Origin of the sequence: Lentzea sp. NBRC 102530 (assembly GCF_030269365.1) — a bacterium.
In the GTDB taxonomy this organism is placed as follows: domain Bacteria; phylum Actinomycetota; class Actinomycetes; order Mycobacteriales; family Pseudonocardiaceae; genus Lentzea.
Genome location: NZ_BSTF01000010.1, coordinates 328,855 through 352,882, shown reverse-complemented (window position 1 = coordinate 352,882; position 24,028 = coordinate 328,855). Strand labels below are relative to the sequence as shown.

Sequence of the window (24,028 nt, the reverse complement as noted above, 5' to 3'; positions counted from 1 at the left end):
CCTAGCCATAGCCGACATCGGGCAATTAGCGTCTCAGCTCATGTCACCTGTTGCCATGCACATGAGCGACGGTCTGCTGAACGCACCGGTCTCGGTCGTCTTCCTCGTCGTCGCGGCGGTGGGCGTCGGGTTCGCGTTGGTCAAGGCCCGTGCGGACCTCGACGACCGCACGGCGCCGATGGCGGGCCTGGTGGCCACGTTCGTCTTCGCCGTCCAGATGATCAACTTCCCGATCCTGCCGGGCGCCTCCGGGCACCTGCTGGGCGGTGCGCTCGCGGCGATCCTGGTCGGCCCGTACGTCGGCGCGCTGTGCGTCACGATCGTGCTCGTCGTGCAGGCGCTGCTGTTCGCGGACGGCGGCCTCACGGCCCTGGGCGCGAACGTCACGAACATGGCGTTGATCGGTACGGCGGCCGGGTTCCTGGTCGCCGTCGCGCTGCGCAAGCTTGCCCTCAGGGGCAAGGGCGGACTCGCGGCCGTCGCGTTCGTCTCGGCGTTCGTGAACACCTTGCTGGCCGCGACGGGCTTCGTCGTCGAGTACGCGATCGGCGGCGCGGGCGGCGTGGAGATCGGCAAGGTCGCGCTGCTGATGTGGGGGCTGCACGCGTTGATCGGCATCGGCGAGGGCCTGATCACGGCGGCCACCGTCACGTCGGTCGCGGCGATCCGCCCCGACCTCGTCCACCTGCTCAAGGGCGGCGCCAAGCCGCTGGAGGTGCGGTCGTGAGGAAGTTCTTCATCGGGTTCGCGTTCGTGTCGCTGCTGATCGCCGGGGTGCTGTCGTACTTCGCGTCCGGCGACCCGGACGGCCTCGACAAGACCGTCGAGGACACCGGTATCGCCGAGCACGCGCAGGAGCACCCGTTCGCGGGCAGCACCTTCGCCGACTACGCGTTCGGCGGTGACGACAAGTTCACCGGGCTCGCGGGCGTGCTCGGGGTCGTGGTCGTCCTCGCGGTGTCCTTCGGCCTGTTCTGGTTCCTGCGCAAGAAGTCCGACGCGTAGGTGAGCGGCAGCCACGACGTCCTGCACCACGCCGGCGACTCGCCGGTGCACCGCCTCGGGCCCCACGTGAAGATCCTCGTGGCGTTCGCGGCGGTGCTCGGCGTCGTGGCCACGCCGCGCACGTGGTTCCCGCTGTTCGGCATCTACCTGCTGCTGATCGTCGCGGTGTGGGCGGTGGCCCGCGTGCCCGTGCTGTGGTTCGTGAAGCGCGCGGTGATCGAGGCGCCGTTCGTGGTGCTGGCGTTCCTGCTGCCGATCTTCGGCACGGACCCGCGCACCGACGTCCTGGGCGTCTCGGTGTCCGTCGAGGGGTCGCTCGCGGGCTGGAACATCCTCGTCAAGGGCACGCTCGGCGTGCTGATCAGCCTGACCCTGGCGGCCACCACCGCTCCCGGCGACCTGCTGCGCGGGTTGCAGGCGTTGCGGGTGCCCGCGCCGCTGGTCATGATCGCCACGCTGATGCTGCGCTACGGCGAAGTCGTGGTGGGAGAAGCGAAACGCATGCGCGTCGCCCGCATCTCCCGCGGTGACGACCCGCGGTTCCTGTGGCAGGCCGGCGCGCTCGCCCGGTCGGTCGGCACGTTGTTCATCCGGTCCTACGAACGCGGAGAGAGGGTGCACCTCGCCATGGTGTCGCGCGGCTGGACGGGCAGGCCTTCCGGGTCGGCGACGATCGTGCCGGAGACCCCGGCCGCGGCGGCGCTGGAGGTGTCGAAGCTGGCCTTCGCCTACCCGGACGGCCACCAGGCGTTGTTCGGCGTGGACCTGCGGGTCGAGCGCGGTGAACGGGTCGCGGTGCTCGGTCCGAACGGCGCCGGCAAGACCACGTTCGCGTTGCACCTCAACGGGGTGCTGTCCGGCGGCTCGGGGTCGATCGCGGTCGCCGGGCTCGAGGTGACCCGCGCGAACCTCCGCGAGATCCGCCGCCGGGTCGGCCTGGTCTTCCAGGACCCCGACGACCAGCTGTTCTGCCCGACGGTCGCCGAGGACGTGGCGTTCGGCCCGCGCAACTTCGGTCTGTCCGAGGTGGACGGACGCGTGCGCGAGGCGTTGCGGTCGGTCGGCATGGAGTCGGTCGCGGACCGCTCGCCGCTGCACCTGTCCGGCGGTCAGCGGCGCCGTGTCGCGCTCGCGTCGGTGCTGGCCTGCTCGCCGGAACTGCTGGTGCTGGACGAACCGTCCGCGAACCTCGAACCGGTGGCGCGCCGCGAACTCGCCGAGCTGCTGCTCTCGCTGGCGCCCACCATGCTCATGGTCACGCACGACCTGCCGTTCGCGCTGCAGATCTGCCCGCGCAGCGTGCTGGTCGACGACGGCGTGGTCGTGGCGGACGGCCCGACGCGGGAACTCCTCGCCGACGCCGAACTCCTCGCCCGGCACCGGCTCGAACTGCCCTACGGCTTCCGGCTGGACTGAAGCCCGGCCAGCACGATCTCCAGCAGCACGGCGGGGTTCGCGCCCTCGTGCATGCTCTGCAGCATCCCCTTCATGAGCGCGACCAGGTCCTGGGTCGTGATGTCGGGCCGCACCGCACCGGCCGCCTGCGCTCGTTCCAGCAGACCGCCGAGCGTGGCGTGCAGGGAGTCGCGCAGCTCGGACGGCACCGCGATCGCGTCGGACATGTCGCGCTTGGCGGCGGCCTCGCCGGCCATCTTCGTCAGGAACGCCGTCAGGTCCGCACCGGGGTCCTCGGAGGGCGCGGCGGAGGAGATCATGGCCTGCACGCGGGACTCCGTGACGGCCTGGAACAGCGCCTGCTTCGTCGGGAAGTGCCGGTAGACGGTGCCGGGCCCGACGCCCGCCCTCCCGGCGATCTCGTCCAGCGGCACGTCGAAGCCCTGCTCCGCGAACAGTTCCCGGGCGGCGGACAGCACCTTCTCGCGGTTGCGCGCGGCGTCGGCCCTCATCGTTGCCAACCGGGGCGTGCGTTCCGTATCGTACTAAGCGGGGTCACCGTTCCGATTCTACGAGGGGTCGATCATGAGGCGCACACCGGCAGAGATCGTGGACCACGTCCGGCGGCAGGTCGCGGGGGAGCAGACGCACGACTCGTTCGCCGACCTCTTCACCGAGGACGGCGTGATGGCCTACCGCTTCCCAGCGCCGTTCCAGGAGCCGGAGATCAAGGGCAGGGACGCGATCCGCGCCTACTTCGACCGGATGCGCGGCGCACGGGTCCGGGAGAAGATCGAGATCCAGCACGTCGAGGCGATCACCCGGCTCACCGACGACCCGGACGTCGTCGTCGCCGAGATCACGCACCGCGGCTGGTCGAAGGTGAAGCAGGACCACTACTCGTTCACCGCCATCGCGATCATCCACTTGCGCGACGGCGAGATCGCCCGGTACGACGACTACATGAACCCGTTGCTGCTGACCGAGTTGCTCGGCGCATGACGTTCGACCTGTCCGCCTGGTGCGCAGCCGAACTGGGGAGCGGGCCAGTCGAGGTGTTCTACGAGCGCGTCTCGATCTCGTCGGTCTTCGGGGTGCGCCTGGCGGACGGGCGTTCGGCCTACGTGAAGGCTCGCGCGGACGACGGGCGGGCGGCCTCGTGCCTCGCCGCGCAGAAGTCGCTGGCGGAGCGGGGGTTTCCGTGTCCACGCCCGCTGACGCCGGTGGTGCGGGCCGGCGGGGTGGCCGTGCACGCCGAGGAACCGCTGCCCGGCGGGGAGGTGTTGGCGGGCGACACCCCCGAGGTCGCCCGGCGCTACGCCTCCGTGTTCGCCCGGTCGATGGTGCTGCTGGCGGACGTCTCCGTGCCGCCGCCGGTGCCCGCGCCCCGCTGGGCCCGGTGGGACCACGACGGTCCCGGGGTGTGGCCCGCCATCGACTTCCTCGACGCCCGCGACCAGAGCGTCGTGCCGCCGTTCGTCGTGGAGGCCGCCACGCGGGTGCGCAAGCGGTTGCTGGCCACCGATCTGCCGTGCGTGCTGGGGCACGCCGACTTCGAGGCGCAGAACCTCCGCTGGCACGACGGCGAGGTGCTCGCCGTGCACGACTGGGACAGCCTGGCGTGGCAACCGGAGGCCGCCCTGGTGGGCGCGGCCTCCGGGGCGTTCGCCAACGCGTCGCCGCCGGCGTGGGTGCCGGTCGAGAGTTCGGCGGCGTTCATCGAGACGTACCAACGGGTGCGCGGGCGGGCGTTCTCCGCCGAGGAGAGGGAGATCGCGTGGGCCGCGAGCATGTGGACCGCCGTGCACAACGCACGGTGGGAAGTGCTGCACGGCGATCCGACCCCGTCAGGTGACGCGGTGCACGAGCAAGGCCCCGAACGGCTGCGGCTCGCCGGTGCCTAGGCACCGCCTCCGGCTCGCTCACCCGCGCCTGCCACCTGACGGACTTGCAGGACAGGGCCTAACCAGCCAGCGCGCGGCGGCGCCGTTCCGCCAGCACCGCCGACAGGTACGGGTGCGGGTGCGTGTGCTCGACGCGGGGCGAGCGGATCGCCACGCCCACGTCGTTCGCCAGCCGCGCGCCCAGGTCCCAGCGGGCCTGCTCGTTCAGGTCGCCGTACCGGCTCAGGTACTGCCGCGTCGCGAGCACCAGCTCCTCCGGCAGCTGCGAGAGGTCGAGGCCCGACGCCCACTCCGCGAGCTGCGGCGGCATGACGGCGAGCTCCACCTCCTGGCGCGGCACACGGGTGTGGATCACGATGGTGCCCGCCAGGTAGTCGCCGACCCGCTTGCCCTGCGGCGAGAACAGCGACACGAACAGCGCCGTCGCGCCGCCGAAGCCGAGCGCCCAGAAGTCCACGAAGAACCCGCCGAGCGCGCGCACCAGGGCGTGCCGGAAGCGGATCGCGCCGCCGTCGTCGCGCACCACGCGCAGGCCCATCACGAGCTTGCCCAGGGACCGCCCGCGCGACAGCGACTCCACCAGCGTCGGGTAGCCGATGATGACGAGCACCGCGAGCGTCAGCGACAGCGCCGTCTGCAGCGCGTCGTCGAACCCGATCGGCGAGAGCAGAGACACGAGGACGAGCAGACCGAACTGCAGGACGAGATCGAACGCGTACGCGACCGCCCTGCTCGCGAGCTGGGCTACGCGAAGGTCAAGAACTACGGCTTCACCGGTGACTAGGTCCCCCACCCGGATAGTGTGACTCATCGTGGATCTGGACGTGTTCATCGAACGCCACAGCGCGTCGTGGCAGCGGCTCGAGAAGCTCGCGAAGAGGCCCGGCAGGCTGAGCGGTGCCGAGGCCGACGAGCTGATCGAGCTGTACCAGCGCGTCACGTCGCACCTGTCGCTCGTGCGCAGCCAGACCCCCGATCCGGCCACGGTCGAACGACTGTCGTCGCTGCTCGCACAGGCCCGTTCGGCGCTCACCGGCACGCACACGCCGGCGTGGAAGGTGTTCACCCGCTTCTTCACCCACCGGCTGCCCGCCGCGATCTACCTCGGCTGGCGCTGGTGGGTCCCGGCCGGGCTGGCGTTCTACCTGGTCACCGGCATCATCGCGGCGTGGATCGCGTCCAGCCCGGACGTGCAGGCGTCCATCGCCGCGCCCGAGGAACTGCGCGAGATGACCAGGGTCGGCGGCGGCTACGAGTCGTACTACTCGAGCGATCCGGCGGGGTCGTTCGCGGCGAAGGTGTGGACGAACAACGCCTGGGTCGCGGCCGCGTGCCTGCTGCTCGGCGCGCTGTTCGCGATCCCGCCGATCTACCTGCTCTTCACCAACGCCCTGAACGTCGCCGTCGGCGTCGGGCTGATGTTCGGCGCGGGCCGCGGTGAGCTGTTCCTCGGCCTGTTGGCGCCGCACGGCCTGTTGGAGCTCACGGCCGTGTTCGTCGCCGCGGGCATCGGCATGCGGCTGGGCTGGCAGGTGATCGACCCCGGCAAGCGCACCCGCGCCCAGGCGCTCGCCGCGGAGGGACGGTCGGTCGTGGCGGTCGCGCTCGGACTCGTCGTGGTGCTGCTCGTGGCCGGTGTGCTGGAGGGCTTCGTGACGCCGTCCGGGCTGCCGACGTGGGCGCGGGTGGGCATCGGCGTGGTGGCCGAGGTGCTGTTCCTGCTGTACGTGTTCGTGATCGGGCGGCGGGCCGCGCAGGAAGGCGAGACCGGCGACGTCGACGCGAGCGAACGCGAGGACGTCGTTCCCGTCTCTGCTTAGAGCTTTCCCGCTGCCTTCAACGACAGGTAGCGGTCCGCGAGCGTGCGCGGCAGGTCGTCGGGCAGCGCGTCCACGACGTCGACATCGTGCCGTGCGAGCAACGCGGTGAGACGACGGCGTTCGGCCAACGTGCGTTCCGCAGCAGCAGCCGAGTACACGGCCTCCAGGTCGCCACGGCCGGACGCCATCGCGTGCACGGCCGGGTCGGCCACCGACGCGATCAGCAGGTGGTGCCGCGACGCCAGGGTGGGCAGCAACGGCAGCAGGCCGTGCTCGATCGACGGGTCGAGCGTCGTCAGCAGCACGACGAGCGACCTGCGTCCGGCCCGCCGCAGCACCTCGGCGACGGCCGCGCGGGAGTCGAACTCGACCAGTTCGGCTTCCAGCGGTGCCATCGCCTGCACCAGGGTCGGCACCGTCGCGCGCGGCACCGAGGCCCGCACCCTGGTGCTGAACGCCACGAAGTCGACCTGGTCGCGGGCCTGCGAGGCCAAGGCGGACAACAACAACGCGGCGTCCATCGACGTGTCCAGCCGGGGCAGGCCGCCCAGCGCGCCGTCCACGCGGCCGGCCGACGTGCGGGCGGTGTCGAGCACGATCGTCACCTGACGGTCGCGTTCCGGACGCCACGTGCGCACGACGACGTCCGACGACCGGGCCGACGCACGCCAGTCGATCGACCGCACGTCGTCACCGATCACGTACGCGCGCAACGAGTCGAACTCCGTGCCCGCGCCCCGGATCAACGACGCTCGACGGCCGTCGAGCTCCCGCAGGCGTTCCAGCAACGGCGGCAGGTGCCGTCGGCTGTGGAACGGCGGCAGCGCGCGCACCGTCCACGGCACCTCGTGCGAACCCTGCCGTGCCGCGATGCCCAACGGCCCCACGGAACGCACGCTCACACGGTCGGCCACGCGATCGCCCCGACGCACGGGCCGTAGCTCGAACGACGCCGTGCGAGCGCCACGAGCGGGCACGTCGACGTCGATGCGGTCGTTCACCACCCCGGCGGACGGCGCCCAGGCGTCCCGGAGAACACCCCGCAGCCGACGACCGGGGTTGTGCACGGTCAACTGCACCGTGCACAGCTCACCCGTGCGCACCGACGTCGATCCCGCGCGCGAGAACGTCAACGCCTTGACGCTCGCCGCCGACGCCAAGTCGACGGCGACGCACAGGAGCAGCACCGCGAGCACGATGAGAATCCCCTGCCACGACGGCAAGAGCAGTCCGACGACGAGTACCCCGACGAGCGCGAGCAGCCCCGCGCGACCCGTGAGCGCCACGTCAGCGCGGCACCTGGACAGCGCCGAGCACGCCGTCCAGCACGCCGTCCGCCGTCACGCCCTCCAGTTCCGCCTCCGGGCGCAGCTCCAGCCGGTGCCGCAACGCGGGGCGCGCCAACGACTTCACGTCGTCCGGCGTCACGTAGTCACGGCCCGAGAGCCACGCCCACGCCCGTGCGGCGGCCAGCAGAGCCGTTGCGCCACGAGGAGAAACGCCCAGCCGCACGGCCGGGTGCTGCCGGGTCGCCCGGCACACGTCCACGACGTACGCGATCACCTCGGGAGCCACGGTCAGCGCGCGCACGGCCGCCGACCCCGCCTCCAGGTGCGCCGCGCTCGCGACCGGCCGCAACGCCGACAGGTCGCGCGGGTCGAACCCGGTCGCGTGCCGCGTCAGCACGTCGATCTCGTGCTCCCGCGCGGGCACCGGCATGGTGACCTTGAGCAGGAACCGGTCGAGCTGCGCCTCCGGCAACGGGTAGGTGCCCTCGTACTCCACGGGGTTCTGCGTCGCCACGACGATGAACGGCGCCGGCAGCGGCCGCGTCGTGCCGTCGGCGGACACCTGCCGTTCCTCCATGGCCTCCAGCAACGCCGACTGCGTCTTCGGCGGCGTCCGGTTGATCTCGTCCGCCAGCAGCAGGTTCGTGAAGACCGGGCCTTCGCGGAACGAGAACGCCGCGTTGTGCGAGTCGTAGACCAACGACCCCGTCAGGTCGCCGGGCATCAGGTCCGGCGTGAACTGCACGCGCGTCGTGGAGAGGTCCAACGCGCGCGCGAGAGCACGCACGAGCAGCGTCTTCGCGACGCCCGGAACGCCCTCCAGCAGCACGTGTCCCTTGCACAGCAAAGCGAGGATCAACGACGTCACCGCGGCGTCGTTGCCCACCACGGCCTTGCCGATCTCCGCGCGCAGCGCCACGAGCGCCGTGCGCGCCTCCTCGGTGGTGACCGTCATCCCTTGCGCACCTCGTTCTCCAAAGCGTCCAGATCAGCGGCCAGCGCGACCAGCCCCCGGTCGTCCACCGGCCCGTCGTCGTACAGCAGCGCCCGCACCGAGGTGACGGGACGCGAGGTCCTGCGGGCGATCTCCTCGGACGGGTCGTCGCCCACCGGCACCCCCAGCAGGGGTGCGAGCCGGTCGCGCGCCGCCTGCCGCAGCACCGTCGCCGCGTGGCCGGCGGCGTGCGCCCGGCGGTAGAGCCTGGCCCTGCCCTCCACGGTCTCGGCGGCGCGCACCACGACCGGAAGTCGTTCCGGCACCACGCGACCGAGCCTGCGGGCCCGCCAGAGCGCGAGCACCACGGCCGCGATCCCGAGCTGCAGGGCGGCGAACTTCCAGCCGTCCGGGATCAGCTCGCCGAACGTCTTCTGCTGCGTGACGTCGGCCTCGGCCGGCTTGTACCAGACCAGCCGTTCGTGCTGGCCCAGCAACGACAACGCGAGCGCCGCGTTGCCCTCCTCGTCGAGGTTGCGGTTCGTGAAGATCCCGCCGTGGCCGAGCATCGTCACGGTGCCGACGCGCGCCAGCGTCGAGTCGTAGCAGCTCTGCTCGCCCTTGTAGACGAGCCCGCCCATGGTCGCCGCACCGGCCTTCGCCGCGAACGGGCAGCCGGGCTCGCGCGTCTCGACCTCGACGCGGTCCGTCGCGCCGGGGGGAGCGAGCAGCACCGTCGCCGCCGCCTCCCGGCTCAGCCGGTCGAGCCGCGCCGGGTCGATCAGGTTCGGCTGCGGCACGAACAGCGTCGCACCGTCCAGGGAGGACACGTCGCCGGTCAGCTCGACCCGCACCCCGTTCTGCTCCAGCAACCGCGCGAGCGCGCGGCTGCCGTCCGGCTGGTAGGAACGGGGGTCGAGCGCGCCGCCGGGACCGCTGCCGCGCAGCAACGTGATCACGACGGCGGCGAACAGGATGATCACGCCGATCAGCAACGGGCCGCGCGCGGCCGTCCAGATCCGCCCGGCGCCGGGGGACACCGACGTCATCCGCGCACCTTGCCGTCCACGGTCACGAGCTGCTGGTACCCCTCTGCCGTCGCGGGCCTGCCGCCGTACCAGACGTCGTCGAACTGGACGGCGGCCCCGCGCAGGTCACCGGCGAGCACCGGCAACGCCCGGCCCGCCTCGTGCGCCACCTCGTCCACCGTGCGTCCGGCCCGTGCGTCGAGCACGCCGCGTTGTTCCAACTCCCGCACCACGGCCCGGAACCGTTCGCGCACGGCCTCGGCGAAGTCACCGGCCGCCGCCGCTTTCTCGGCGGCGGCGCGATGTTCGGCCGCGCTCAGGACGGCGGTGCTGAACACCTCGCCGTTCTTGCGCAGCGCGCGGCCCGTGCGTCCGGTGCGGAGCCTGATGATGATGACGATCAGCACCACCACGGCCACGATGATCGTGATCGCGGTGATGCCGCTCATGCCGCCCGCCCCGGCGAACAGCGCGCCGAGGCGTTCGAGGATCCAGTCGAGGGCGCGTTGCAACGGGTTCGGGTCACCGGAGACGTACGCCGGATCCCTGAGCTCCCGGATCGCCGCTTCCCTCGCGTCGTCGCGGCCGAGATCTACCGGTACGTCAGAGACCGCCATGCCCCGCGGCCCGCTGGAGTTCGATGTCCATGCCCTCGGAGCGCATCCGGCGGTCGACGTAGAGCAGCACGGTCACCGCGGAGCTGAACGGGAGCGTGATCGTCGAGGCGATGATGGCGCCGATGGTCGCGAGCACCAGGTAGCCCGCGTTCAGCACGGCCGTCGGGTCGTCGCCGAAACCGCCGGAGACCGCGAGGCCGATCGCCTCGAACGGCAGGCCGACGATCCAGCCGATCACCGCGCTGATGACCACCGTGAGCAGCACGATGCCGAACGTGCGCCACCAGGCGCCGTCGACGAGCTTGCGCGAGCGGCCGAACGCGGCGCCCACACCGCAGCGCTCCAGCACCAGCGCGGGCGTGACCAGCGCGAACATCACCCAGAGCCAGATGCCGGGGACGATGCACAGCAGCAGGCCGACGGTGATGATCAGGCCGGACAGCAGCGTCGCGCCGAGCAGCGGCAGCAGCCGGGGCTTGAACTCCTCCCACGCCTGCGCGAACGACACCGGCTTGCCGAGCACCGCGTGGCCCACGACCACGGTGATGAAGCCCGACAGGAACACCGTGCCGAGCAGCGACAGCAGGACGGTGAGCAGCGTGCCGGACAGGAACCCGGTGACGGCGCCGGTGAACTGGTTCGACAGCTCCTCCTGCGTCAGCGTCGTGGAGTTCGGGTCGATCGTCGCGAGCGAGGTGATGTCGTCGAGGAACGGCAGGCTCACCAGCAGGCCGAGGATCTGGGTGACCGCGGCGACCACCGCGGCGGCACCGATGATCAGCTTCGGGTACGCGCGCATGGTCTTGATGGCGCCGTCGATGATCTCGCCGACGGCCAGCGGGCGCAGCGGGATCACGCCGGGCTGGATCGACGGCCCGGTCGGCGGCGGGTTGTAGCCGTACTGCGGCTGCTGCCCGTAGGAGGGCGGCTGGTTCTGCGGCGGCTGGTTCTGGGGCTGGTCGGGTGAGGACCAGCCGGGCGTTTCGGACATCTCGGCTACCCCCGGATCTAGTGTGAGCGGCATCCTGCCAGATCAGCCCCACCGGTACCGGTCAACCCGATCACGAAACGAGCTCGGTCCTCGCCCTCGACGGTGTCGTGCGTCGCATCCCCGCGCTGACGCACCTCCTGACGACCTGCGGCTGCTCCCGCATCAGCCTCAGCCCGCGCCTGACCAGCGTCGGCACCGGCTTGCGCGCCTCGGCCACGTCCCGGGCGAAGCGCCGCACGAACGTGACGGGCGGACTGGGCGCGAGCACGATGGCGTCCCTGAGCACGCCCGCGTCCTTCGCGCCCTGGACCAGCAGGTCCGCGAACAGGCCCTCCGCGATGAACGCGGGCGCGTCGCCGAGCTCGATCGTCTGCGTGCCGACCGCGCGGTCCTCGCTGATCGAGTAGACGGGCGCCTCGACCCGTCCGGTGTTCGAGAGTTCGATCACGGCCCGCAACGCCTTGTCGGCGTTCCACGAGTCCTCGGCGTCCCAGTCGGCCCTGCCGTGCTCGTCGCGGGGCAGCAGCGGGTCGTCGCCGTCGCGGTAGAAGTCGTCGAGGCGCAGCACCGGCCAGCCGAGGTGGGCGGCGAGTGTCGACTTGCCTGAGCCGGAGGGTCCGGCGAGCAGCACGGCACGAGGGATGGGCACGGAACGCGATCCTCGCACACGACCCGGCCCCTGCCCGGCGAGGTCGTCCGCCGTGAGCCCGGTCGAGAGCCGCGGAGGCGGAGGCTAGGCTCGAACGCATGAGCGAAGGTCTGTTCGACGAGGGCCTCTTCGGCGCGACCGACGAGGAGAAGGCCGAGCGCATCGCGGCCAACGCCCCGCTGGCCGTGCGGATGCGTCCGGCCACGCTGGACGAGGTCGTCGGTCAGGACCACCTGCTCGGGCCGGGCGCGCCGCTGCGCCGCCTGGTCGAGGGCGCCACCCCGGCGTCCGTGATGCTCTACGGCCCTCCCGGCACCGGCAAGACGACCCTGGCGACCCTCGTCTCGAAGGCGACCGGACGCCGGTTCGTGGCGCTGTCGGCGCTGTCGGCGGGAGTGAAGGAGGTGCGGGCGGTCATCGACGAGGCCCGGCGCCGCCTGGTCCGCTCCGGCGAGTCGACCGTGCTGTTCATCGACGAGGTGCACCGCTTCTCCAAGACCCAGCAGGACGCGTTGCTGGGCGCGGTCGAGGACCGGATCGTGCTGCTGGTCGCGGCCACCACGGAGAACCCGTTCTTCTCGGTCGTGTCCCCGCTGCTGTCCCGGTCGCTGGTGTTGCAGCTCAAGTCGTTGACCGACGACGGCGTGCGCTCCGTGATCCAGCGGGCCGTGTCCGACGAACGCGGCCTGGGCGGTTCCGTGACGCTGGAGCCCGCCGCCGAGGACCACCTGATCCGCCTGGCCGGCGGCGACGCGCGCCGCTCGCTCACCGCCCTGGAGGCCGCCGCCGACTCGGCGCTCGCCTCGAACGACGGCGTGATCACGCTGCCGCTGCTGGAGTCCACGGTGGACAAGGCTGCCGTGCGCTACGACCGCGACGGCGACCAGCACTACGACGTGACGTCGGCGTTCATCAAGTCCATCCGCGGCTCCGACGTCGACGCGGCCCTGCACTACCTGGCGCGCATGATCGAGGCGGGCGAGGACCCGCGCTTCATCGCCCGGCGCCTGGTGATCCACGCCAGCGAGGACGTCGGCATGGCCGACCCCACCGCCCTGCAGACCTGCGTCGCCGCCGCCCAGGCCGTGCAGCTGATCGGCCTGCCCGAGTGCGCGCTGAACCTGGCCCAGGCCACCATCCACCTGGCCACCGCGCCGAAGTCCAACGCCGTCACCACCGCGATCTACGGCGCCATCGAGGACGTCCGCAAGGGCGCCATCGGTTCCGTGCCGCCGCACCTGCGCGACGGTCACTACGCGGGCGCGGCCAAGCTCGGCAACGCCCAGGGCTACCGCTACCCGCACGACGTGCCCGAGGGCGTGCTGACGCAGCAGTACGCGCCGGACGACCTGGTGGGCCGCGACTACTACGAACCGACCTCCCGCGGTGCCGAACGGGCCGTGGCGGAACGCCTGCCCCGCCTGCGCCGCGTCATCAGGGGCGAGTGAACGACCGCCACACGACGCCGTCCTCGACCCCGCGCACCACGAACCCCTCCCGCTCGTAGAACGCGCCCGCCCGTTCGTTCTCGGCGAAGTGCTCGACGAAGACCTCGTCCGCGTCGACGTGCGCCACGAGCGCGCCGATCAGTCGCGGCCCGATGCCGCCGCCACGCAGGGCGGGGTCGACGTACAGCTTGTAGATGACGTGGTCGTCGCCCCGCCGCCCGCGCTGCCCGACCCCGACGATCCGGCCTTCCGCCGCGGCGACCACCACCAGGTTTCCGTGGACAGCGCTGGTGATCTGCTCCTCGTTCCACCACCGGGTCACCTGGGCGGCGGCGGCCTCGTCGCCGATCAGCGGGGCGTAGTGCCGTTCGACGTGCTCCTCACCGAACCGGCAGATCCCCGCGATGTCCTCAGGCCGTGCGTCCCGCACGACCGGATTTTCAGTTGCGGCCATCACCCATGATCGGCACAGGGAACTCGTGCCGCACAACCCGACCGACGTCTCCGGCACCAGGGGCCCCGGCACCGGCCTCGGGTGCGCCGAGGCCAACGCGGCGGCGAGGGTGGCCGCGCGATGACGACGACGGCGGTCGTCGCGACGACGCTGGTCAGCGACTGGCTGGTGGAGATCGAGGTGGTCGCGGCCGGGGAGCGCTGATCCGTTCGGAGTGGAGTCCGGTCGCGTCGGGTGATCACACGAGCCGCGACGATGACGAGGACTTCGGCGACAACGGCAGCAGTTCGCGGTGCGAGCGGCAGCACCCGGTCGCGCTGACCGGCGACTTCAATGCCTGGTACGTCTGCCAGGTCGACGTGAGCGCGAACGGCCCGATGGGCGTGATGCAGTGGTTGTTGAGCCGCAAACACATGCCGAAGCCCTGCTCCTCGCCCGAGGAGATCGTCGCGCACGTGCAGCGTCAGCGGGACGACATCGGCCGCGACTAGGTTCGACGAGGTGACGATCAGAGAAGACTTCCTCGCCAGCGCCCGCATCGCCCTGGACCTGCTGCGCCACGAGCAGGTCGCGAAGCACTGGAACGAGCCGAGTGCGCTGCCGGAGTTCGGGGTCAGCGGACTGGCTGGACACCTTGCGTACCAGGCGTTGCCGCTGCCGGGCATGATCGAGGCGCCCCAGGGCGACGAGCCGGTCGTGTCGCTGATGGAGCACTACGCGCGCGCCAAGTGGACGGACCTGGACGTCGACTCCGACTTCCACACCCGCATCCGCGCGGGCGGCGAGAAGCTCGCGGCGGAGGGCCAGGCAGACCTGTGCGCGCGGTTCGAAAGCACGCTCGAAACCCTCGAAGAACTGTTGCCGCACAGCGAGAACCGCGGCGTGCGGATGCCGCACTGGGGGCCGTGGGCGGTGCCGCTGGACGAGTACCTCGTCAGCCGCCTGATGGAGTTCGTCGTGCACAGCGACGACCTCGCGGTGAGCGTCGGCGTCGACACGCCCGAGTTCCCGCGCGAGGTCAACGAGACAGTCATCGACCTGCTGACCCGCATGGCGCTCGACAAGCACAAGGCGATCGACGTGGTGCGCGCGCTCAGCCGCAAGGAACGCGCACCGCAGGACATCACCGCGTTCTAACGACGGCGCACCATCAGCAGTGCGACCTTGCCCGGCAGCACGACCTCGTCCAGCGCCGTGAAGCCGCCCGCTTCGAACGACCTGATGGCGCGCGTGTTGGTCACGTCCGGTTCCAGCACGACGCGCGTGCAGTGCGGATCGGCCTCGAACAACGCGTCGGTGAGGCGGGGGAGCAGGGAGCGCACGAGGCCGCGGTCGGTCATCGAGAGATCGCCGACCGCGACGTTCAGGCCGATGTCGTGCGGCCGCGCCTGGTAGCCGGACGCCACCGGGTGCCGGGCCGCGCGGTAGACCTCGGCGAAGATGACGGGGCGGCCGTGCCAGCTGATCAGCAACGGCCGCACGTCGTCGCCCGCGAGCTGCGCCCGCAGGGTCTGCTCCCACAGCGCCAGCGGGAAGGCCTGGCGCCGGAACGCCGCCACGTGCGGCGCCGAGTTCCAGCGGTGGACCAGGTGCAGGTCGTAGCCGTCCGGACGGGCCGGGCGCGCACCCCAGGGCATCCGCAGCACGGGCACCGGGGGAGGCCCGGCGGTGACCTGGGGCCGGTAGGAGTCCAGGTGCGTCACCGGGTTCACGGGGCCTCCTGCACGGTCGAACTTAGGGTTGCCTAACTCCACGCGGTGCAGGGCCGGGTGTCAAGCCCTGTGTGACGGGTATTTCACAGGCTGTGACAACCGGCGTCAATGAGCTGTCCCGATACGTTCTCGTGAATGCGATGGACCGGCGTGAAGCGAGACCGGTGGCGATCGCGGACGGCGAGAGCGTGATCGACGCGGTCGTACGCCCCGAAGTGCCCTCGGTCGTCCCGATCGGAAACGGCGAGGGCGTGCAGGCCACGCCCGCCGGTGAGGCGGTTCCGCGGGTTGTTGAAGATCAACAAATGATGCCCCCCATGTGGGTGTCGGACCCACCCGGTAATCTCACCCGCAACCAAGCCCGCACGCCTGTTCACCAGGAGGATCTGTGTCGCCAGGGTGGCTCGCCGCCGGTGCAGCCGTTTTGCTCGCGCTCGTGGTGCTGTTCGTGGGGATCAAGGCGGCGCGGTTCTTCGACGAGGCGACCAAAGCGATGCGGAAGGCGCAGGAGAACACGGACCCGTTGTTCACCGAGGCCAACACGACGCTGACGCACGTCAACACGCAGCTCGAACGCGTCGACGGCATCACCGCCAACGCGCGCGCCGTCACGGGCAACGTCTCGGCGCTCACCAGCCTGTTCACCGCCACGCTCGGCGGTCCGCTGGTCAAGGCCGCCGCGCTGTCCTACGGCGTGAGCAAGGCCGTCAAGGCGCGCCGCACGGCTGCCGAGCAGCCCAACAAGCACGCCAAGCGCCGTCCCAGGCGAGGTGCGAAGTGAGCCGCCTCTTCTGGTTCGGGCTGGGCGCCGCGGCCGGTCTCTTCGTCGCGAAGAAGGCCGCCGAGGTGACAAAGCAGGCGACCCCTGCCGGCATCGGCGCCAACGTGGGCGAAGGCCTGCGGGAACTCGCCGGCGCCCTCGGTTCCTTCGGGGCCGAGGTGCGCGCGGGAATGGCCGAACGGGAACAGGAGTTGCAGGACACCGTGGAACGTCAGACGGGATTCACGCCGGGGCGTCGAGCGCCCAGGGCGAACGGGAAGCACTAGTCACCGTTCGCCAGACAGCCGTGCCCTGACCTTCCCCAGCAACGAGCAAGGAACTTCCCGTGCAGACCCACGAGATCATCAAGCGCTTCCGCGAGCACTTCGAGAACGCCGGCCACAAGTACGTCCCCAGCGCCTCGCTGCTGCTCGACGACCCGAACCTGCTGTTCGTCAACGCCGGCATGGTGCCGTTCAAGCCGTACTTCCTCGGCGAGGCCCCGCCGCCCGCCCCGCGGATGACGAGCATCCAGAAGTGCGTGCGCACGCCCGACATCGACGAGGTCGGCAAGACCACGCGCCACCTGACGTTCTTCCAGATGGCCGGCAACTTCTCGCTCGGCGACTACTTCAAGGAAGACGCCATCCGGCTCGCCTGGGAGCTGATCACCAAGTCCCAGGACGAGGGCGGCTACGGCTTCGACCCGGAGCGCATCTGGGTCACCGTCTACGAGACCGACGACGAGGCCATCGAGCTGTGGCAGAAGGTCGCCGGCATGCCGCTGGAGCGCATCCAGCGCCGCGGCATCGAGGACAACTTCTGGTCCATGGGCGTCCCGGGCCCGTGCGGCCCGTGCTCGGAGATCTACTACGACCGCGGCCCCGCCTACGGCAAGGAGGGCGGCCCGGTCGTCGACGAGGACAGGTACCTGGAGATCTGGAACCTCGTCTTCATGCAGAACATCCGCGGCGAGGGTGGTGCCAAGAAGGACTACCCGGTCATCGGTGAGCTGCCGTCGAAGAACATCGACACCGGCATGGGCGTCGAGCGCGTCGCCTACCTGCTGCAGGGTGTCGACAACGTCTACGAGACCGACCTGGTCCGCGCCGTCATCAACAAGGCCGAGGAGCTCTCCGGCCGCAAGTACGGCGCCAACGAGACCGACGACGTCCGCTTCCGCGTCATCGCCGACCACGCCCGCAGCGGTGTGCTGCTGGTCGGCGACGGCGTCACGCCCGGCAACGAGGCCCGCGGCTACGTGCTGCGCCGCCTGCTGCGCCGCATCATCCGCAGCAGCCGCCTGCTCGGCGTGACCGAGCCGGTGCTGCAGACGTTCGCCGAGGTCGTCCGCGACTCGATGGGTGAGGCCTACCCCGAGCTGGTCACCGGGTTCGCCCGGATCCAGCAGGTGCTCAAGGCCGAGGAGGACACGTTCCTGCGCACGCTCGACGCCGGTTCGCGGATCTTCGAGGGTGCCGCCGCCGAGGTGAAGTCCGACGGCCGCGCCACGCTGCCCGGTGACAAGGCCTTCCAGCTGCACGACACCTACGGCTTCCCGATCGACCTGACGCTGGAGATGGCCTCCGAGGCCGGCCTGTCCGTGGACGAGGACGGGTTCCGCAAGCTGATGGCCGAGCAGCGCGCCCGCGCCAAGGCCGACGCCGCCGGCAAGAAGACCGGTCACGGCGACCAGTCGGTCTACCGCGAGCTGCTGGAGCAGGGCCCGACCGAGTTCACCGGCTACACCGAGCTGAGCTCCGAGGCCACGCTGCGCGGCATCGTGCTGAACGGCCAGCGGGTCAAGAGCGCCAAGGAAGGCGACATCGTCGAGGTCGTCCTCGACCGCACGCCGCTCTACGCCGAGTCCGGCGGCCAGGAGTCCGACGCCGGCACCATCGTCACGGCCAACGCCGAGCTGGAAGTGCTCGACGTGCAGAAGGTCGCCCGCAAGCTGTGGGTGCACCAGGTCCGCGTCACCTCCGGCGAGATCAGCGAGGGCGAGCACGTCGAGGCCCGCGTCGACCCGGAGTGGCGCACCGGTGCCCGCCAGGGCCACTCGGGCACGCACGTCGTGCACGCCGCCCTGCGCCACGTGCTCGGCCCGTCGGCCCTGCAGAGCGGTTCGTACAACAAGCCCGGCTACCTGCGGCTCGACTTCGCCTGGACCGGTGGCCTGTCCGCCGAGGCCCGCAGCGAGATCGAGGAGGTCTCGAACCTCGCCGTGCGCCGCGACCTGCCGGTCAGCGTCGTCTACACCGACATGGCCGGTGCCCAGGAGCTGGGCGCCGTCGCCCTGTTCGGCGAGACCTACGACGAGACCGTCCGCGTCATCGAGATCGGTGGCGAGTGGTCCCGCGAGCTCTGCGGTGGCACGCACGTCGAGCACTCTTCGCAGATCGGCGCCATCACGCTGCTCGGCGAGTCGTCCGTGGGTTCCGGTGTGCGCCGCCTGGAGGCCTACGTCGGCATCGAGGCCATGCGGTTCCTGGCCAAGGAACGCGCCATCGTGCAGAACCTCTCGGACATGCTCAAGGTCGGTTCCGAGGGCCTGCCGGAGCGGATCGAGTCGCTGGTCGAGCGCCTGAAGGTCGCCGAGAAGGAGCTGGAGAAGGTCCGCGCCGCCGAGTTGCTCGGCAACGCCGGCGCCCTGGCCGACAAGGCCCTGGACATCCGCGGCCTGTCGCTGGTGGCCCTGGGTCTCGAGGGCGTGTCGGGCAACGACCTGCGCACCCTCGGTGGCGAGGTCCGCAACCGCCTGGGCGCCAAGCCCGGTGTGGTGGCCCTGTTCTCGATCGACGGCGACAAGGTCAGCTTCGTGGTGGCCACCACGGCCGCCGCCCGCGACCTGGGCCTCGCCGCCGGCAAGCTCGTCCCGGTGTTCGGCCCGGCCATCGCCGCCCGCGGTGGCGGCAAGCCGGACCTGGCCCAGGGTGGCGGCACCAACCCGGCCGGTGTCACCGAGGCCATCACGGCCCTGACCAACGAACTGGACAAGGTGCTTGAGCAGCGCTGATGTTCCTGGTGTCGACGATCCGGGCCTCGGTCGGAGGCTCGGCGTCGACGTCGGATCGGTTCGCGTGGGGGTTTCCCTGAGCGATCCGAGTCCGTTCCTCGCCACCCCGCTCGTCACCCTGAAACGCGACGAGAAGGGCGGCGCGGACCTCACGGAACTCGTACGCCTCGTCGCCGAACATGACGTGGTCGAGGTCGTGGTCGGTCTGCCGAAGACGCTGGCAGGAAGGCACGGCCCCGCAGCCGAGGCGGCGACGGCGTACGCTGCCGCCTTGGCCGGGCGCATCGCCCCGGTGCCGGTGCGGCTCTCCGACGAACGCCTGACGACGGTCGTGGTGAGCCGGGTGCTGGCACAGCGCGGTGTGAAGGGCAAGAAACAGCGAGCCGTGGTCGACCAGGCCGCTGCTGTCGAGATCCTGCAATCTTGGCTGGACGCACGGGCACGTTCGGTGTCCGCCCGAAAGGACGAGGCGTGAGCGGCGACGATCTCGGGTTGTTCACCGACCCCGACGTGGACGAGCGAAGGCCGGTCAGAAAGCGCGACCGCGAGCGGGACAACGCGCGCGCCAAGGCCAAGAAGCGCAAGAAGACGGTCCTGTGGCTGGTCGTCGCGATGGTGCTCGCCGTCGGCATGGGTGGTGCGTACTACGGCTACCGGGAACTGCGCGGCATCGGGTCGTTCGAGGACTTCGCGGGCACCGGTGAGGCCGACACGATCGTCGAGGTCGGTGACGGCGACGTGGTCAGCAAGATCGCGTCGACGCTGTACGAGAACGGCGTCACCGCCTCCGCGCGCGCTTTCATCGAGGCCAGCAAGACCGACGCCCGCGTGACGTCGATCCAGCCCGGCTTCTACCTGATGAAGACGAAGATGTCGGGCCAGAGCGCCGTGGCCAAGATGATCGACCCGAAGACCCGCGTGCCGGCCGTGCAGATCATCGGCGGCCTCAAGCTCACCGACATCCAGGCCAACGGCCAGACCGTCGCGGGCATCTACTCCAAGCTCGCCGCCGCGAGCTGCACGGAGAAGGACGGCCAGAAGGTCTGCCTGACCGCCGACGAGATCAAGGCCGCCGCCGAGCAGACCGACCCGGTCGCCCTGGGCGTGCCGGACTGGGCGCTCGCCGACGTGAAGGCCGCCGAACCGCAGTTCCGCCTCGAAGGCCTGATCATGCGCGGCGTGTACCAGGTCAAGCCGGGAGTGAGCGCGGTCGAGCTGCTGCGCAGCGTCATCGTCTCCTCGGCCCAGAAGCTCCAGGGCGCCGGCATCCCCGGCGGCACCATGAACACCGGCTTCCGGCCGTACGAGGTGCTCATCATCGCCTCGCTGATCGAGAAGGAAGCGATCGAGGCGGACTTCAGCAAGGTCTCGCAGGTCATCTACAACCGGATGGCCGAGAACATGGAGCTGCAGTTCGACTCGACCATCAACTACCGCAACAACCAGCCGCACATCCGCACGTCCGACGCGGACCGCAACGCGGACCAGCCGTACAACACCTACAACCGCAAGGGCCTGACGCCGACCCCCATCGGCTCGCCCTCGCAGCAGGCCGTCGCGGCCGCGATCAAGCCCGACGGCGGCGACGCGGGCAACAAGATCATGTACTTCGTGAAGTGCAACAAGAACGGCACTTCGTGCTTCTCGAACACCTACCCGGAGCACCAGGCCAAGGACGAGAAGGCACGGCAGGAGGGCGTCTACTAGTGGTGCTGCGGAAGGCGGCGGTGATCGGCAAGCCGATCGAGCACTCGCTCTCACCCGTCCTGCACAACGCCGCGTACGCCGCACTGGGCCTCGACTGGGACTACACCCGCCTGGAGTGCGCCGAGGCGGACGTGCCCGACCTGGTGTCCGGGCTGGGCCCGGAGTGGGTCGGCCTGTCCTGCACCATGCCCACGAAACGGGCCGCGCTGGCGTTCGCGTCCGTCGTGACCCCGCGCGCCTCGGCCGTGGGCGCGGCGAACACGCTGGTGCGCAACGGTTCCGAGTGGCACGCCGACTGCACCGACGTCGACGGCGTCGTGGGTGCCTTGCGGGAGAAGGGTTTCTCCGAGGGCACGAACGGCGTGGTGCTCGGTGCGGGCGGCACGGCCACCGCCGCGCTGGCCGGCCTCGCGGACCTGGGCGTCAAGACGGTTTCCCTGGTGGTGCGCGATCCTTCGCGCGCGGGCGAGGCCCTGGAGACCGCGTCCCGCGTCGGCGTCGAGGTCGAGGTGCTCGAACTGTCCTCAGTGGACCTCCCGCTGCTGTGCGGCGCGGCGGACGTCGTGGTGTCCACCGTGCCCGCCGAGGCCACCGTCCCGCTGGCCGCCGCGCTGGCCCGCGCGCCGTACGTGCTGGACGTGATCTACCACCCGTGGCCGACCCCGGTCGCCGCGGCCGTGCAGGAGTCCGGCGCGAGGCTCGCGACGGGCCTGGACATGTTGCTGCACCAGGCTTTCGGGCAGGTGGAGCAGTTCACCGGCAAGCCCGCGCCGCAGGACGTGATGCGGCGTGCGCTGGCCGCCGCACTGGCCGCCCGGTCGTAACTTTCGGCCTGATCCCGCGCCGTTCGATACCGGCACGCGCCAGTCCTGTGGTTGTCTGCGCGTGACTCGTTTGACCGCGGACGATGTGCCACTCGCCCGCGGTCATCGCATGCCGGTGTTCTGCGGGAGAACCGGCGGGTGGGGCGCACGGGTGTGCCGGCCGAGGGCTCCGCTCGGGCGCGTGGGCCTACCGGCTTCGGCACCACGGCCGCCGGTGCGCCCCTCCACTTTCCTACGATGCCCGCATGGAGTTCCCCGGGCTCGGCACCCTGACCGAAGACGACTACGACGGTCTGGTCAGCGCACCCGTCCACGTCCCCGTGCTGGGCGGCTCCCTGCGCTTCCACGTAGACGGTTACCAGGACGACCCGGCGCCGCACGAGTTCCACGCCGCCGTCAGGGCTTTCCTGGCCCTCGACCACCGGGCCCTGGAGGCGGCCTCGGCCGCGGTCTTCGACTACTACCGGCACATGGGCGAGGTCTTCGGTGACGGGCTGGACGACTTCCCGCGCATCGCCGGGCCGGACCAGGTCTGGGACCACGTCACGCTCGTCGGCCACGAGGTGACGGTGAGCCGGGGCGGCGAGGGTGAGCCGGTGTTCGTGTCGGTCGAGGCCGAGTGCGCGTGGGAGGTCGAGCACGGCCTGCAGGTGGTGTTCCGCGAAGGCGTCGGGATCACCAAGGTCGGCCCGTACGACGGCCACCTCACCAACGACGAAGACGTGCTGTACGAACGCTTCTAGGGGCAGTTCTCGTCGGTGAACTCCACGCCCTCGACCCTCGCGCGGGCCGCCAGGGCGGTGCACTCGATCTGGAGGATCGCCCACTTGGACGTCGGCTGCACGCCCGGCGGCAACGCGATCCGGCCGAGCACGATCTGCGCCTTCTCGTCCGTCACCGGCACTTCGCTCAGCAGGCCGAGCTTCTTCTCCTCCTCGTCGGGGCCCGCCAGCAGCAGGTTCATCGAGGTCGTGATGTCGACCTTGCCCGTGTAGGAACGGGTCCGGCGCACCAGGCCGTCCCCTTCCGGCTTCACCAGGTAGATCGTCAACGTGTGCGACGAGACCGTCGGCCCGTCGCCGCCGGTCAGCACGGGGGTCGGGCGGATGCCGCACGACGTGAGCGTCACGAGGGCAAGCGCAATCGGAAGACCGCTCCGCCACCGGGGGCGTTGGCCGCCTCGATGGAGCCGCCGTGCAGGCGTGCGTTCTCCCATGCGATCGCCAATCCCAGCCCGCTGCCCTCGGAACGGGAGCGGGCCGTGTCTGCCTTGTAGAAGCGGTCGAAGATGTGGGGGAGGGCGTCGGCGGGGATGCCGGGGCCGTGGTCGGCCACCTCGACGACACCGGGCCGCACGGTCACCCGCACCGGCACGCCGCCGTGCTTCAGCGCGTTGCCGACGAGGTTCGCCACGATGACGTCGAGCCGGCGGCGGTCCACCCGCACCACCACGCCCTCGGGCAGCGACGCCTCGACCGAGCCGGTCCAGCCGCGCGCGGCCAGGGTGTCGCGGACGGCGGTGCCGAGGTCCCAGTCGTCCAGTTCGAGGAGGTTGCGGCCCTCGTCGAAGCGGGAGATCTCCATCAGGTCGTTGACCAGGCGGGTGAGCTTGCGGGTCTCGGCGGAGACCAGGCGGGCCGCCACGGCGGTGTCCGGCGGCAGCGTGCCGGCGTCCTCGTCCAGCACCCCGGTCACGGCGTTCATGGCCGTCAGCGGGGTGCGGAGTTCGTGCGACACGTCCGCCACGAACCGGCGGGAGGCGGCCTGCGAGGCCTCCAGCTGCTCCGCGGCGGCGTTGAACGTGCGGGCGAGGTCCGCGAGCTCGTCCGACCCCCGCACGTCCACACGGGTGTCCAGGCGGCCGGAACCGAGGGCGCGGGCGGCGGCGCCGAGCCTGCGGACCGGCCGCAGCACGCCCCGCGCGGTGAACAGCGCGAGACCCAGCGCCAGGGGCACCACGAGGCTCACGCCGACCCACGCGGCGGTCGAGAAGCTGTTGATGGCGGTCTGCGTGGCGGTCAGCTCGGTGACCGCCCACACCTCGACGCCGGTGGGCGTGCCGTCGGCGCGCAGCAACGGGATGCCGACCACGACGTACGGGTTGATCATGTCGGTGCGCCGCTGCCAGAGGATCGTCCTGCTGGACTCGAGCATCTCGCGCATCTCGGCGGGGACGAACGACGGATCGGGCCCGTTGCCCGACCGCATCCCCTCGAACGTCACGACCGACGACCCGCGCAGGAACGCCGCGAAGTCGTCCAGGTCCCGCTGCGACGGAGGCACGGTCAGCCGCTGCGCGTACTCGCGGACGTTCTGCACCAGCGGGTTCATGAAGCTGTCCTGCGCGTCCTCCAGCAGCAACGTGCGGGCCGTCGCGTAGGAGGCGCCCGCCGCGCCGACCGCGCCCAGGACCGTCAGCAGCAGGAACGCCGCCATCAGCCGCGGGCGCAGGCCGCGCAGCAACGACCTCATCGC

General features: G+C 71.1%; 29 protein-coding genes and 1 pseudogene. 17 read left to right on the top strand and 13 right to left on the bottom strand.

Annotated features, from left to right (window positions below; all coding sequences use genetic code 11):
• Window positions 1–40 precede the first annotated feature (40 nt).
• The 4 genes and pseudogenes from QSK25_RS27275 (at window position 41) to QSK25_RS27260 (ending at window position 2,421) form a co-directional block, all read left to right on the top strand.
• Window positions 41–727: an energy-coupling factor ABC transporter permease gene (locus QSK25_RS27275; protein ID WP_285642385.1), complete on the top strand. Its 687-nt coding sequence runs from the start codon at window positions 41–43 to the stop codon at window positions 725–727.
• Window positions 724–1,005 (top strand): PDGLE domain-containing protein, encoded by a 282-nt coding sequence (locus tag QSK25_RS27270; protein WP_285642384.1) that lies wholly within the window; start codon window positions 724–726, stop codon window positions 1,003–1,005. Before QSK25_RS27275 ends, QSK25_RS27270 begins: the two co-directional genes overlap by 4 nt.
• Window positions 1,006–1,647: pseudogene (gene cbiQ / locus QSK25_RS27265) on the top strand (cobalt ECF transporter T component CbiQ); the annotation flags it as partial. It lies immediately after the preceding gene.
• Entirely contained in the window at window positions 1,633–2,421 is a 789-nt protein-coding gene (locus tag QSK25_RS27260) for an energy-coupling factor ABC transporter ATP-binding protein (protein ID WP_285642412.1), read from the top strand. The pseudogene cbiQ and the gene QSK25_RS27260, both read left to right, overlap by 15 nt.
• Here QSK25_RS27260 and QSK25_RS27255 read toward each other — a convergent pair.
• Entirely contained in the window at window positions 2,400–2,912 is a 513-nt protein-coding gene (locus tag QSK25_RS27255; protein ID WP_285642382.1) for a TetR/AcrR family transcriptional regulator, read from the bottom strand. The genes QSK25_RS27260 and QSK25_RS27255 overlap by 22 nt on opposite strands.
• Window positions 2,913–2,985: 73 nt before the next feature.
• Between QSK25_RS27255 and QSK25_RS27250 the strand changes: the two genes are divergently transcribed.
• Both QSK25_RS27250 and QSK25_RS27245 read left to right on the top strand, forming a co-directional pair.
• On the top strand, window positions 2,986–3,402 hold the full coding sequence (locus QSK25_RS27250) for a nuclear transport factor 2 family protein (RefSeq protein WP_285642380.1): 417 nt from the start codon (window positions 2,986–2,988) through the stop codon (window positions 3,400–3,402).
• Window positions 3,399–4,304, top strand: a complete 906-nt coding sequence (locus QSK25_RS27245) for a phosphotransferase (protein WP_285642378.1) — start codon at window positions 3,399–3,401, stop codon at window positions 4,302–4,304. The genes QSK25_RS27250 and QSK25_RS27245 overlap by 4 nt, the downstream gene beginning before the upstream one ends.
• Window positions 4,305–4,362: 58 nt before the next feature.
• Here QSK25_RS27245 and QSK25_RS27240 read toward each other — a convergent pair whose 3' ends face one another.
• Window positions 4,363–5,097 (bottom strand): RDD family protein, encoded by a 735-nt coding sequence (locus QSK25_RS27240; protein ID WP_285642377.1) that lies wholly within the window; start codon window positions 5,095–5,097, stop codon window positions 4,363–4,365.
• Window positions 5,098–5,116: 19 nt separating this feature from the next.
• On the opposite strand from QSK25_RS27240, the gene QSK25_RS27235 reads away from it, so the two are divergent.
• A complete protein-coding gene (locus QSK25_RS27235; RefSeq protein WP_285642376.1) occupies window positions 5,117–6,124 on the top strand; it encodes a stage II sporulation protein M in 1,008 nt (335 codons plus the stop codon).
• Here QSK25_RS27235 and QSK25_RS27230 read toward each other — a convergent pair.
• The 6 genes from QSK25_RS27230 to QSK25_RS27205 form a co-directional block, all read right to left on the bottom strand.
• A complete protein-coding gene (locus QSK25_RS27230) occupies window positions 6,121–7,410 on the bottom strand; it encodes a DUF58 domain-containing protein (protein WP_285642375.1) in 1,290 nt (429 codons plus the stop codon). The two genes, QSK25_RS27235 and QSK25_RS27230, sit on opposite strands and share 4 nt — an antisense overlap.
• Before the next feature lies 1 nt (window position 7,411).
• Complete coding sequence (locus QSK25_RS27225) at window positions 7,412–8,368, bottom strand: AAA family ATPase (protein ID WP_285642372.1); 957 nt, start codon at window positions 8,366–8,368, stop codon at window positions 7,412–7,414.
• Complete coding sequence (locus QSK25_RS27220) at window positions 8,365–9,396, bottom strand: DUF4350 domain-containing protein (protein ID WP_285642371.1); 1,032 nt, start codon at window positions 9,394–9,396, stop codon at window positions 8,365–8,367. Before QSK25_RS27220 ends, QSK25_RS27225 begins: the two co-directional genes overlap by 4 nt.
• On the bottom strand, window positions 9,393–9,992 hold the full coding sequence (locus QSK25_RS27215) for a DUF4129 domain-containing protein (protein ID WP_285642370.1): 600 nt from the start codon (window positions 9,990–9,992) through the stop codon (window positions 9,393–9,395). The genes QSK25_RS27220 and QSK25_RS27215 overlap by 4 nt, the downstream gene beginning before the upstream one ends.
• Window positions 9,979–10,983 carry a YciC family protein gene (locus tag QSK25_RS27210; protein WP_285642369.1) on the bottom strand — a complete coding sequence of 335 codons (1,005 nt, stop codon included), beginning with the start codon at window positions 10,981–10,983 and terminating at the stop codon, window positions 9,979–9,981. The genes QSK25_RS27215 and QSK25_RS27210 overlap by 14 nt, the downstream gene beginning before the upstream one ends.
• 70 nt (window positions 10,984–11,053) lie before the next feature.
• Window positions 11,054–11,632: a uridine kinase family protein gene (locus QSK25_RS27205; protein WP_285642368.1), complete on the bottom strand. Its 579-nt coding sequence runs from the start codon at window positions 11,630–11,632 to the stop codon at window positions 11,054–11,056.
• Between the two features lie 98 nt (window positions 11,633–11,730).
• On the opposite strand from QSK25_RS27205, the gene QSK25_RS27200 reads away from it, so the two are divergent.
• Window positions 11,731–13,080: a replication-associated recombination protein A gene (locus tag QSK25_RS27200; RefSeq protein ID WP_285642366.1), complete on the top strand. Its 1,350-nt coding sequence runs from the start codon at window positions 11,731–11,733 to the stop codon at window positions 13,078–13,080.
• Here the strand turns inward: QSK25_RS27200 and QSK25_RS27195 are convergent.
• Entirely contained in the window at window positions 13,067–13,510 is a 444-nt protein-coding gene (locus tag QSK25_RS27195) for a GNAT family N-acetyltransferase (protein WP_352236393.1), read from the bottom strand. The two genes, QSK25_RS27200 and QSK25_RS27195, sit on opposite strands and share 14 nt — an antisense overlap.
• A gap of 105 nt (window positions 13,511–13,615) precedes the next feature.
• On the opposite strand from QSK25_RS27195, the gene QSK25_RS27190 reads away from it, so the two are divergent.
• The gene (locus tag QSK25_RS27190) at window positions 13,616–13,738 is read left to right on the top strand and encodes a hypothetical protein (protein ID WP_285642363.1); all 123 of its coding nucleotides are present in this window, start codon (window positions 13,616–13,618) and stop codon (window positions 13,736–13,738) included.
• Window positions 13,739–13,772: 34 nt separating this feature from the next.
• Here the strand turns inward: QSK25_RS27190 and QSK25_RS27185 are convergent, their stop codons facing one another.
• Window positions 13,773–13,949, bottom strand: coding sequence for a hypothetical protein (locus tag QSK25_RS27185; RefSeq protein ID WP_285642362.1), 177 nt, complete (start codon window positions 13,947–13,949; stop codon window positions 13,773–13,775).
• Window positions 13,950–14,035: 86 nt separating this feature from the next.
• Between QSK25_RS27185 and QSK25_RS27180 the strand changes: the two genes are divergently transcribed.
• The gene (locus QSK25_RS27180; RefSeq protein ID WP_285642361.1) at window positions 14,036–14,671 is read left to right on the top strand and encodes a maleylpyruvate isomerase N-terminal domain-containing protein; all 636 of its coding nucleotides are present in this window, start codon (window positions 14,036–14,038) and stop codon (window positions 14,669–14,671) included.
• Here QSK25_RS27180 and QSK25_RS27175 read toward each other — a convergent pair.
• Window positions 14,668–15,246, bottom strand: a complete 579-nt coding sequence (locus QSK25_RS27175; protein ID WP_285642359.1) for a GNAT family N-acetyltransferase — start codon at window positions 15,244–15,246, stop codon at window positions 14,668–14,670. The genes QSK25_RS27180 and QSK25_RS27175 overlap by 4 nt on opposite strands.
• Window positions 15,247–15,634: 388 nt before the next feature.
• Between QSK25_RS27175 and QSK25_RS27170 the strand changes: the two genes are divergently transcribed.
• The 7 genes from QSK25_RS27170 to QSK25_RS27140 all read left to right on the top strand — a co-directional run bounded on the left by QSK25_RS27170 (window position 15,635) and on the right by QSK25_RS27140 (window position 22,296).
• Entirely contained in the window at window positions 15,635–16,027 is a 393-nt protein-coding gene (locus QSK25_RS27170) for a DUF948 domain-containing protein (protein ID WP_285642357.1), read from the top strand.
• A complete protein-coding gene (locus tag QSK25_RS27165; RefSeq protein WP_285642355.1) occupies window positions 16,024–16,293 on the top strand; it encodes a hypothetical protein in 270 nt (89 codons plus the stop codon). Before QSK25_RS27170 ends, QSK25_RS27165 begins: the two co-directional genes overlap by 4 nt.
• A gap of 59 nt (window positions 16,294–16,352) precedes the next feature.
• Window positions 16,353–19,022, top strand: a complete 2,670-nt coding sequence (gene alaS / locus QSK25_RS27160; protein ID WP_285642354.1) for an alanine--tRNA ligase — start codon at window positions 16,353–16,355, stop codon at window positions 19,020–19,022.
• On the top strand, window positions 19,009–19,497 hold the full coding sequence (gene ruvX, locus QSK25_RS27155) for a Holliday junction resolvase RuvX (protein WP_285642353.1): 489 nt from the start codon (window positions 19,009–19,011) through the stop codon (window positions 19,495–19,497). Before alaS ends, ruvX begins: the two co-directional genes overlap by 14 nt.
• Window positions 19,494–20,729, top strand: coding sequence for an endolytic transglycosylase MltG (gene mltG / locus QSK25_RS27150; protein WP_285642352.1), 1,236 nt, complete (start codon window positions 19,494–19,496; stop codon window positions 20,727–20,729). The genes ruvX and mltG overlap by 4 nt, the downstream gene beginning before the upstream one ends.
• Complete coding sequence (locus QSK25_RS27145; RefSeq protein ID WP_285642351.1) at window positions 20,729–21,553, top strand: shikimate dehydrogenase; 825 nt, start codon at window positions 20,729–20,731, stop codon at window positions 21,551–21,553. The genes mltG and QSK25_RS27145 overlap by 1 nt, the downstream gene beginning before the upstream one ends.
• 245 nt (window positions 21,554–21,798) lie before the next feature.
• Window positions 21,799–22,296, top strand: coding sequence for a DUF6985 domain-containing protein (locus tag QSK25_RS27140; protein ID WP_285642350.1), 498 nt, complete (start codon window positions 21,799–21,801; stop codon window positions 22,294–22,296).
• Here the strand turns inward: QSK25_RS27140 and QSK25_RS27135 are convergent.
• The gene (locus tag QSK25_RS27135) at window positions 22,293–22,682 is read right to left on the bottom strand and encodes a hypothetical protein (RefSeq protein WP_285642348.1); all 390 of its coding nucleotides are present in this window, start codon (window positions 22,680–22,682) and stop codon (window positions 22,293–22,295) included. The two genes, QSK25_RS27140 and QSK25_RS27135, sit on opposite strands and share 4 nt — an antisense overlap.
• A complete protein-coding gene (locus QSK25_RS27130; RefSeq protein WP_285642347.1) occupies window positions 22,679–24,025 on the bottom strand; it encodes an ATP-binding protein in 1,347 nt (448 codons plus the stop codon). Before QSK25_RS27130 ends, QSK25_RS27135 begins: the two co-directional genes overlap by 4 nt.
• Window positions 24,026–24,028: the final 3 nt, after the last annotated feature.

Excerpts from the sequence above, each read along its gene's own strand:
- QSK25_RS27275 (WP_285642385.1), top strand. The coding sequence starts at position 41 with ATGTCACCTGTTGCCATGCACATGAGCGACGGTCTGCTGAACGCACCG.
- QSK25_RS27260 (WP_285642412.1), top strand. The coding sequence starts at position 1,633 with ATGGTGTCGCGCGGCTGGACGGGCAGGCCTTCCGGGTCGGCGACGATC.
- QSK25_RS27255 (WP_285642382.1), bottom strand. The coding sequence starts at position 2,912 with ATGAGGGCCGACGCCGCGCGCAACCGCGAGAAGGTGCTGTCCGCCGCC.
- QSK25_RS27250 (WP_285642380.1), top strand. The coding sequence starts at position 2,986 with ATGAGGCGCACACCGGCAGAGATCGTGGACCACGTCCGGCGGCAGGTC.
- QSK25_RS27245 (WP_285642378.1), top strand. The coding sequence starts at position 3,399 with ATGACGTTCGACCTGTCCGCCTGGTGCGCAGCCGAACTGGGGAGCGGG.
- QSK25_RS27225 (WP_285642372.1), bottom strand. The coding sequence starts at position 8,368 with ATGACGGTCACCACCGAGGAGGCGCGCACGGCGCTCGTGGCGCTGCGC.
- QSK25_RS27220 (WP_285642371.1), bottom strand. The coding sequence starts at position 9,396 with ATGACGTCGGTGTCCCCCGGCGCCGGGCGGATCTGGACGGCCGCGCGC.
- QSK25_RS27215 (WP_285642370.1), bottom strand. The coding sequence starts at position 9,992 with ATGGCGGTCTCTGACGTACCGGTAGATCTCGGCCGCGACGACGCGAGG.
- QSK25_RS27210 (WP_285642369.1), bottom strand. The coding sequence starts at position 10,983 with ATGTCCGAAACGCCCGGCTGGTCCTCACCCGACCAGCCCCAGAACCAG.
- QSK25_RS27200 (WP_285642366.1), top strand. The coding sequence starts at position 11,731 with ATGAGCGAAGGTCTGTTCGACGAGGGCCTCTTCGGCGCGACCGACGAG.
- QSK25_RS27185 (WP_285642362.1), bottom strand. The coding sequence starts at position 13,949 with ATGTGTTTGCGGCTCAACAACCACTGCATCACGCCCATCGGGCCGTTC.
- QSK25_RS27140 (WP_285642350.1), top strand. The coding sequence starts at position 21,799 with ATGGAGTTCCCCGGGCTCGGCACCCTGACCGAAGACGACTACGACGGT.
- QSK25_RS27130 (WP_285642347.1), bottom strand. The coding sequence starts at position 24,025 with ATGAGGTCGTTGCTGCGCGGCCTGCGCCCGCGGCTGATGGCGGCGTTC.